General features: G+C 45.3%; 5 protein-coding genes. All 5 read left to right on the forward strand.

Going from position 1 to position 9,543, the window contains the following annotated elements; all coding sequences use genetic code 11:
* Positions 1 to 275 precede the first annotated feature (275 nt).
* The 5 genes from gltB to ACUNWA_RS08520 all read left to right on the forward strand — a co-directional run bounded on the left by gltB (position 276) and on the right by ACUNWA_RS08520 (position 9,483).
* Positions 276 to 4,796, forward strand: coding sequence for a glutamate synthase large subunit (gene gltB, locus ACUNWA_RS08500; protein ID WP_445591466.1), 4,521 nt, complete (start codon positions 276 to 278; stop codon positions 4,794 to 4,796).
* A 43-nt stretch (positions 4,797 to 4,839) separates the two neighbouring features.
* The gene (locus ACUNWA_RS08505; protein WP_445591467.1) at positions 4,840 to 6,258 is read left to right on the forward strand and encodes a glutamate synthase subunit beta; all 1,419 of its coding nucleotides are present in this window, start codon (positions 4,840 to 4,842) and stop codon (positions 6,256 to 6,258) included.
* 551 nt (positions 6,259 to 6,809) lie between these two features.
* Positions 6,810 to 7,256 carry an IS200/IS605 family transposase gene (tnpA, locus tag ACUNWA_RS08510; RefSeq protein WP_445591468.1) on the forward strand — a complete coding sequence of 149 codons (447 nt, stop codon included), beginning with the start codon at positions 6,810 to 6,812 and terminating at the stop codon, positions 7,254 to 7,256.
* A 256-nt stretch (positions 7,257 to 7,512) separates the two neighbouring features.
* Positions 7,513 to 8,901, forward strand: a complete 1,389-nt coding sequence (locus ACUNWA_RS08515) for a LamG domain-containing protein (RefSeq protein ID WP_445591469.1) — start codon at positions 7,513 to 7,515, stop codon at positions 8,899 to 8,901.
* Between the two features lie 267 nt (positions 8,902 to 9,168).
* Positions 9,169 to 9,483: a hypothetical protein gene (locus ACUNWA_RS08520; RefSeq protein WP_445591470.1), complete on the forward strand. Its 315-nt coding sequence runs from the start codon at positions 9,169 to 9,171 to the stop codon at positions 9,481 to 9,483.
* Positions 9,484 to 9,543 lie beyond the last annotated feature (60 nt).

Raw genomic sequence — 9,543 nt, forward strand, 5'->3', positions numbered from 1 at the left:
ATTCACCCTACACGCGTAAACACCGTGAATTCCACGTTTTTATAATACAAACTCTAAAAAAACAAAGAATTTTGTTCATGTTATCAAACATGCAAAACCAGGCGGACAATTGGATATCACTCAATTAATAGCTATTTTCGCTTTCACTTCATAAGTATTTTGTGGGTTTTGCTTAGAGTTTTTAAGTAGTTGAAAATAGCTTCAATCTACTCGTGTTGTGTCTTGCAGCGAAATTGTAAGACGAGGTGTGATATAATTTTAAAAAAGGATATAGAATGCAGTTAAGATTTCCAAAAGAGCAGGGACTTTACAGCTCTGCCAATGAACATGACAATTGTGGGATCGGGTTTGTGGCTCATATCAAAGGGCAAGCCTCTCATGACATTATCACCAGAGGACTTCGGGTATTAGAGAACCTTGACCACCGCGGAGCAACCAGTGCCGATAACGCCACCGGAGACGGAGCAGGGATACTCATGCAAATTCCTCATGAATATATTAAATCAGTGCTGAAGATTGACATACCCGAGCCAGGTCAATACGGTACCGGATTAATATTCCTGCCCCAAAAAGAAAGCGAAGCAGACATCTGCTTAGATATTCTGACCAAACACATCAACGAAGAAGGTTTAGAGCTTATAAGCTTTCGTGATGTTCCTGTCGACACGTCTGCTCCTGGTGAAATTGCCAAGCAGACCGAGCCAGCCATCAAGCAGGTATTTATCAAAGGGAAACTGGAACCCGAAGCACTGGAGCGTAAATTATATATCATCCGTAAACTTACGGAGCATGCCGTGGCCAATTCAAACCTGACTCACAAGGAAGCTTTTTATCAGCCCAGCTTATCGGCCAGAACCATTGTGTACAAAGGGATGTTGACCCCACACCAGCTTTCCGACTACTTTAAAGACCTGCAACACGAACGCTTTAAGTCAGCCATTGCCTTAGTGCACTCGCGCTTTAGTACCAACACCTTCCCCACCTGGGATTTGGCGCAGCCTTTCCGCATGATTGCCCACAATGGAGAAATAAACACGGTAAAAGGTAATCGCAAATGGATGGAAGCCCGTGAAGCTTTGCTTAAATCTGAAATCTTTGGCGAAGACCTGAAAAAGCTCCTGCCTATTATTGAAGACAACAAATCCGATTCAGCGTCATTCGACAATGTGCTGGAGTTTTTACATCTCACCGGACGTTCCCTGCATCACGCCCTGTGTATGATGATTCCGGAATCATTCAACGAAAAAAACCCCATTCCGGAAACCTTGAAAGCATTCTACGAATACCACTCCACCATTATGGAGCCATGGGACGGACCGGCATCAATGGTTTTTTCCGATGGACGATACATTGGAGGAACACTCGACCGTAATGGCCTGCGCCCTTCGCGCTACGTCATCACGCAAAACGACCTTATTGTGATGGGATCAGAAGTAGGTGTTCAGCATTTTCAACCCGAGGAGGTCATCGAAAAAGGACGACTGCGCCCTGGAAAAATTTTACTGGTCGACACGCAATTGGGAATTATTATTCCTGACAAAGAAGTCAAAGATCAACTAAGTAAACGCAACCCATACGAAATGTGGTTAAAACAAAACCGCATGCGTATGAAAGATATTAAAGTAAAGAAAAGGGTTCCATCTGAAATTGAAGATTATGAAACCTTATCACAGGTATTTAATTACTCCAAAGAAGATCTGCACGACCTGATCCAGCCCATGGCTATCGGCGCAGCAGAGCCAACTAGCTCCATGGGAAATGACACCCCCCTGGCTATCTTCTCAGACAAACCACAACTTTTCTTTACCTACTTCAAACAAATGTTTGCCCAGGTTACCAACCCGGCCATCGACCCCATCCGGGAAGGGCTGGTTATGGCACTGACCAACTATATTGGCTCACTAAGTTCCAATATTTTAGGTGAAACACCGGAACACTGTAAGCTAATTAAGTTTGACGGACCGCTGATCACCAATACCGACCTTGGCAAGATTAAAAATCTGAAAGATGAAATGTTTACCCACAAAACCATCCCCATGGTTTTCCCGGTAAGCGGAGGATATAAAGCGTTCAAAAAAGCTTTTGACAACATGCTGGAGATGGCCGAAAAAGCCGTCGACGACGAAATGAATTTCATCATCCTGTCTGACCGTAAAGTTGACTCAGAGCATGCACCAATCCCATCTTTACTAGCCGTTGCTGCGGTTCACCACCACCTGATTTCTAAAAAGAAACGGATGCAGGTTGGAATTATCGTTGAAACAGCCGAGGCACGCGAAATCAATCATTTTGCTTTACTACTGGGCTATGGCGCCAGCGTCATCAACCCTTACATGGCTTTCGCGGCAATCGACCGCCTGGTAAAAGGAGGTGAAATCGAGCTGGAATACAAAGATGCCCGCAAAAACTACATCAAGGCAGTCGATAAAGGATTGCTGAAGATTTTGTCAAAAATGGGAATCTCCACGCTCCGCTCCTACCACGGTGCTCAAATGTTTGAAGCCATGGGCGTCAGCCGCGAGTTGATCGACCAATACTTTACCGGCACAGCCTCACGTCTGAGCGGTATCGGACTGGAAGAAATTGCAGAAGAATACAGCCGCTTCCATAAAGCAGCCTATAAAAGCGCCAACAGGCCTGAGAAATTTCGCTTCGAAAATTCGGGTTCTTATGCCTGGCGGAAATATGGTGAACACCATGCCTGGAACCCGGAAGCTATTGGCTTGCTGCAGTGGGCAACCCGCACCAATGATTACAGCAAATACAAAGAATACAGCGCCCTGATAGATCAGGACAACAAAAAGCCCGGATTCATTCGTGGGTGTTTTAAATTCAAGCAAAACCCGATTCCATTGGACCAGGTGGAGCCTGTTGAAAACATTATGAAACGCTTTGTCACAGGGGCCATGTCTTATGGTTCTATCAGCAAAGAAGCACACGAAGCATTGGCCGTTGCGATGAACACCGTTGGCGGAAGAAGTAACACCGGTGAAGGAGGAGAAAGTTCAGACCGTTTTGGAACCATCAAACAAAGCTCAATCAAGCAAATTGCTTCCGGACGTTTTGGGGTGACCAACAACTACCTGACCAATGCACACGAACTTCAAATTAAAGTTTGCCAGGGAGCAAAACCCGGCGAAGGAGGCCAGCTTCCAGGTTTTAAAGTGAATAAAATCATTGCCAAACTTCGGAACTCAACCCCCGGAATTACGTTGATTTCGCCCCCACCACACCACGACATCTACTCTATTGAGGACTTGGCACAGTTAATTTACGATTTGAAAGTGACCAATCCCAAAGCCAAAGTTTCCGTTAAACTGGTAGCTGAAAATGGTGTTGGAACAGTTGCTGCCGGGGTTGCCAAAGCATTCTCCGACCTGATCATCATTTCTGGTGGAGAAGGAGGAACCGGAGCCAGCCCAGCCAGCTCGATCAAACACGCCGGCCTGCCTGCCGAAATGGGTATTGCCGAAGCACAGCAAACCCTGGTCATGAACAACCTACGCGGACGGGTAAAACTTCAAGTGGACGGACAGCTAAAAACCGGTAAAGATGTGGTTTCCATGGCTTGCTTGGGAGGCGAAGAGTTTGGCTTTTCTACCTCAGCCCTGATCACCATGGGATGTATCATGATGCGCAAATGCCACCTGAACACCTGCCCGGCGGGTATTGCCACTCAGGATAAAGATCTACGGAAGCGTTTCATTGGGAAAGCCGAGTTTGTGATTAATTTCTTCCGCTTTGTGGCTGAAGAAGTGCGCGAACACCTGGCTGAAATGGGCTTCTCTAAATTCGAAGACATCGTTGGACGTGCTGATCTAATGGAAGTAGATGAAAAGGCCACCAACTGGAAAATGAAAAACATCGACTTCTCCCAGGTATTACACATGCCTGCAGAAGCCAAGAAATACGATATCCGCAATACCCACCCGAACCTGAAATCAATTGAGGACCATCTCGATCACAAACTGATTCTGGATGCCAACAAGGCGATTAAAGGCAAGGAAAAGGTGTGGATTTCTCATCCGATCATCAATACCGACCGGACAACCGGTGCCATGCTTTCAGGCGAAATATCCAAGCGCTATGGCGAAGAAGGACTGCCGGAAGACACCATCAGCTGTACCTTCCATGGAACTGCCGGACAAAGTTTTGGCGCCTTCCTGGTCAAAGGTATTAATTTCCGACTGGAAGGAGATGCCAACGACTACATCGGCAAAGGGCTTTCCGGAGGTAAAATTGTCGTGGTACCTCCTGCCGGGTCGACCTTCAAACCAGAAGAAAACATCATCATTGGAAACACCACCTTCTATGGGGCAACCAAAGGTGAAGGTTATATTCGTGGAGTAGCCGGCGAACGTTTCGGCGTGCGAAACTCAGGAGCTAAAACAGTTGTTGAAGGCACCGGAGACCACTGCTGCGAATACATGACCGGTGGCCGCGTGGTGGTACTGGGAAAAACCGGGCGTAACTTCGCTGCCGGTATGAGTGGCGGTATCGCTTATGTGCTGGATGTTGACGGTGATTTCGATTACTACTGCAACAAAGGGCTGGTTGAACTTTCCGCTTTGGAAGACCGGACCGACATTGATGAATTACAGGAAATGATCAGCAAACATCTCTTATATACTCAAAGTTCTTTAGCGGCAAAAATTCTGACCAACTGGGAAGAATACCTGCCTCGATTCGTAAAAGTAATTCCGTTCGAGTACAAGAAAGTGCTTGAGGAACTGAAGTTGAAGGAACTGGAACGCAAATTACAACTGACGGAAGACGATCCATCCCGTCACGAATAAGAAGTAAAGAACGAATTGTAAAACAAGAAAAGATTATAGCATTATGGGAGATCCAAGAGGTTTTATGAAAATAGCCAAGAAAGAAAGTGGCTACAGACCTTTAAACGAAAGAATATACGACTACGGGGAAGTGGAACAAACCCTGAACGACGAAGATAGAAGATTACAGGCATCGCGCTGTATGGATTGTGGGGTTCCGTTTTGTCACTGGGGCTGCCCCGTTGGCAGTAAAATTCCGGAATGGCAGGATGCCATTTACCACAAAAACTACGCAGAAGCATATGAAATTCTGCACTCCACCAACAGTTTTCCGGAAATGACCGGACGGGTTTGCCCCGCACCATGCGAGAAATCATGCGTGCTGGCTATCCATAACGAGTCGGTCACCATTCGCGAGAACGAATCCTCAACGGTGGAAAAAGCATTTAATCTGGGATTAGTAAAAGCCAATCCCCCTCAAGTCCGCACAGGAAAGAAAGTAGCCATTATTGGATCAGGCCCTGCCGGCTTATCGGCTGCTGACCTGCTGAACCGTGCCGGACATGAAGTGACCGTTTTTGAAAAGAACGATGCCATTGGAGGGCTGCTGCGTTATGGTATTCCTGACTTCAAACTGAATAAAGGAATTATTGATCGCCGTTTATCCATCTTCGAGGAAGAAGGAATCATCTTCAAAACAAGTGTTAACGTTGGCAAAGATATTTCACAAAAGGAACTGCTGAATGATTACGATGCCGTTTTGCTGGCTATGGGGGCCGAACAACCTCGCGACCTGGCTACCGAAGGACGGGAATTGAATGGCGTTCATTTTGCCATGGATTTTCTGACCCAACAAAACAAAGTGGTGGCCGGCAAAAAGGTAAGCACGAAAGCGCGCCTGTCAGCCGAAGGTAAACATGTACTTGTGATTGGTGGTGGTGATACCGGCTCCGACTGCGTGGGAACATCCATCCGCCAAAAAGCAGCCAGCGTAACTCAAATTGAGATTATGCCCAAGCCCTCGGAAACAAGGGCCGAAAACAACCCTTGGCCCTATTGGCCCACCACGCTGCGTACCTCCAGTTCGCACATGGAAGGCTGCGACCGCAAATGGGCGCTTTCAACCAAACGGCTGATTGGCGAAAACGGACAGGTAAAAGAAGCAGAGGTAATTGAAGTAGCCTGGGACAAAGATAAAGACGGACGTTGGTTGATGTCTGAAGTACCCGGCACGGAACAAATCCTGAAAGCGGATCTGGTCTTGCTTTCCATGGGATTCACCCAGCCGGTTCACAAGGGTTTGCTGGAAGAACTGGGCGTAGAATACGACAACCGCGGCAACGTGAAAGTCAACCAGAAAAAGCAAAGCTCCGTGGACAAAGTTTTTGCAGCCGGTGATGTTGAGCGGGGCGCCAGCCTGGTGGTACACGCCATTCAGTGCGGCAAAGAGGCAGCAGCAGCCATCGATGAATTTTTAAGCTAGAATTACTTAACTCGTAATACCCTCCAAAGGCCTCGCAACATTTTGCGGGGCTTTTGTTTTGGCAACCTCTGCAAGCCGGAGAAACTCAAAGCAGAAATCGCATTGTGTGTTATGTTTTAGAAACCTTATTGCGCTAAAACCTTAGTAGCACTGGTGAAGTTTTTTTAAACAGTAAACCTTATCACCTTATTCTAAATTGAATATCATCAACAACAAATCAAGCAATACAGGGGTAGATAAGGTAATAAGGTTGATTCTTTCATGTTGATTTTCTTTCTACTAAGGTTGAAGAAGAAAGATAAGGTTGTGTATTTGCATGTTTTATGGGTTTAGAAATCTTATCGCTCTAAGAACCTTAGTAGCACAGGTGGATTTCTCATGCAACAAACCTTATTACCTTATTCGAAGTGGATGTTGATAAGAGTACTGTGTGCTTGTTTTTTCACCTGTGTTATAGGAGATTAAGGTCGAAATCCGTATTTTATTGAAGCCATAATAATACAAGGTGATTTTGAATGAAGCAAACTTTATTACCTTAATTGAATAGGATTATGAAAGTTGAATACAATAACCTGTACACCCATTTTGTTTTTACCACCCTGCATCGTGAACCTTTGATTCTGGAGAAAAGCAGGGAGCGAATTGAAAAGTACATAACAGGAATCGTGAATAACAACGAATGCCATTTGTATGCGATTTATGCTAATCCGGAGCATGTTCATTTTTTGATTTCCCGTTCTCCGGCTATTTCAGATCAGCAAATTGCCAATATTATTGCAGCAAGTTCAGAACGGTTTATTCGGGAAAATAAATTGGTGCCGGGTAATTTTAGATGGCAACAATCTTGTTCTGCTTTTTCAGTCTCGAAGGGTGAAGTTGATCGTGTTTGCAAATACATTTTAAATCAACCGGAGCACCATCGGAAGCGTACTTTTGCAGAGGAGTATGAGGCCTTCATCAAATATTATCAAAAAAGAATAAAGCCACTTACAGATTAAATAAGGTTATAAGGTTGGTCGTTTTATGTTTGATTATTTTCTACTAAGGTTGAAGATAAAAGATAAGGTTGTATTTGTGTATTTGCATGTTTGATAGGTTTTGAAAACCTTAGTAACACAAGTGGATTTCTCATACATAAATCTTATTACCATATTCTCCATTGGCAACACACCACCAAACCCAATTACCAGTCTGATAAAGCATCAAAAGGCCATAAAATCCGTAACATCAGTTACAAACCAAAGATCGTACGTTATGAAAGAATCAGCACAAACCCGATTCACCCCTCAAGCTACCCGGTCGATCTTAAAACAATACCTCCCCAGTTTGCTTGTTGTTTTTTGCTTACTGACACTCTCTTCAACTACCGTTCTGAGTCAGGATGCCTTGTTGAAACACGCGTATACCTTTGATGATGGAACGGCCAATGACATAGTTGGTGAGGCACATGGCACCATTAATGGCGGAAAAATCATCAACGGGGAGTATGTCTCGTTTTCGCAAGGGCAGTTCATCGTTCTGCCGGCCAATAAGATTGCGCTTAACAGCTATCCCGCATTGAGCCTGGAAGCTTACCTGGGTGCCGGGCATCTGAATGCCTATTTCACCATGTTCTCCTACTTTGGAAATTCAGTGGGACCTCTCGGAACAAGCTACCTGTTTCAATCGCTGACCAACGGTGGACACAGCGCAACCGCCATATCGTGCAAGAACGACCAGACCCCCTGGGCTACCTGCACCAATGTATTTGGCACGCCACTCGTAGATGCCAAATACCACCATGTGGTGAGCACCTTCGACAACCATGAAATAAAATTTTATGTGGATGGTGTACTTGTTGGCCAAAACACCATTGATGAGTTTCCCAACAATTCAATTGCCAACCTCAGCAACCAGTTCGCCTACCTGTGCAAATCGGGCTACATGCAAGACCCCACCTGGTTTGGCACCATCGACCGTTTCAACATTTACGAGGGTGTTCTGGACGCCACCACCATTGCCGCTTCGGCTAAAAAATACCAGGCCGGGCTGAAAGACTTGCCTTCGGAAATCAAAGAACTCCTCTCCAATGTCCTGGTTAATCCGGGATTTAAACCCGAAAGCAACTTGTCCGCAGACTTTTTGCAATCGTATAAGCCCGGCAAGTTTGTGGTTTACCCCACCGTTATTCGCACCCCTGATTCAACCGCTTTTTCGCCAGGCTCGGCCAAAGCATTTGCCGACTTACTGGCAAACGATCTTCATTTAAATGCCGAATTCAACGAAACAATACTTAACCCGGGACAATTGGAAGGTCAGGGGCAGCTGGACTTCTTCAATAACGACATGAAACGGCTGGCCAGTGCCATTCAGGAAGAAGGAACAAATGCCGACTACTACGTGGTTTTGGAAATCCTGTTTCCTCCCCGTCAGTCTGAGGCAGTCAATGTTTTTGGCATTCATATCCTCGTTCTGGATAAGGATACGGAGAATGCTTTTTCCTTTTTACTGAATGCGCACCACGATTATATGGCCTACAACAGTTTGTGGGCAGTAAATGCTGAGCCGGCTAATTTAGAACCTCTGAAAATTAAATGTGCCAAAGTGGCTTTTGATGCCTTGTGCAAACAGCTTGAGTATGCTGAAAGTGCCATGGTAAAATAATTCCATCGCCCTCTTCACCAGTAAGGGTTTCACTCAAAGTGAAACCCTTACTAAAAGCCCTCACTAAACTCACTAAACCTCGCCTCTTATTTGTATTCCATCCAAACAAGCAAATGCTGAACCTGCAACACCCCTTTCTTGTTGAATTTCAGACACTACATGCTCATTAACATATTTGATGTAAATAATAAATTGCTTTATTTTATTCTGCTTAAGGTGTGGTAAGAGAAAATACGTTCAGGATTAATCATTAAAAAATGAACAAAAATGAATCAAGATCAGAACAAACACATGCGTATGTACCTCGCAACGCAGACAGCGCTGGACAACCACACCCCGCGCTGGAACACCATTCCGGTAATGGTGACCGTGAAAAACGAGCTGGATGAACTGATCCAGCGTATTCAAGAAAAAAATGAAGAGACCGATGCCAACAGCAAAGGCACGACCGAACAGAAAGAGACTGTTCGCCGAGGGGTGGCCGAAAAGGCGGTAAGTATCTCCGGCATTTTGCAGGCTTACGCGGCTTTTAACGACGACAAGGTGCTGGCCGGGCAGGCGAAGCTGAGAGTGTTCAACTAACTGTGTCATGTAAACAAAAATGAATGTTTTAAAATTTACATGATATGGGAAAAGAAAAGT

Source organism: Sunxiuqinia sp. sy24, assembly GCF_052677165.1.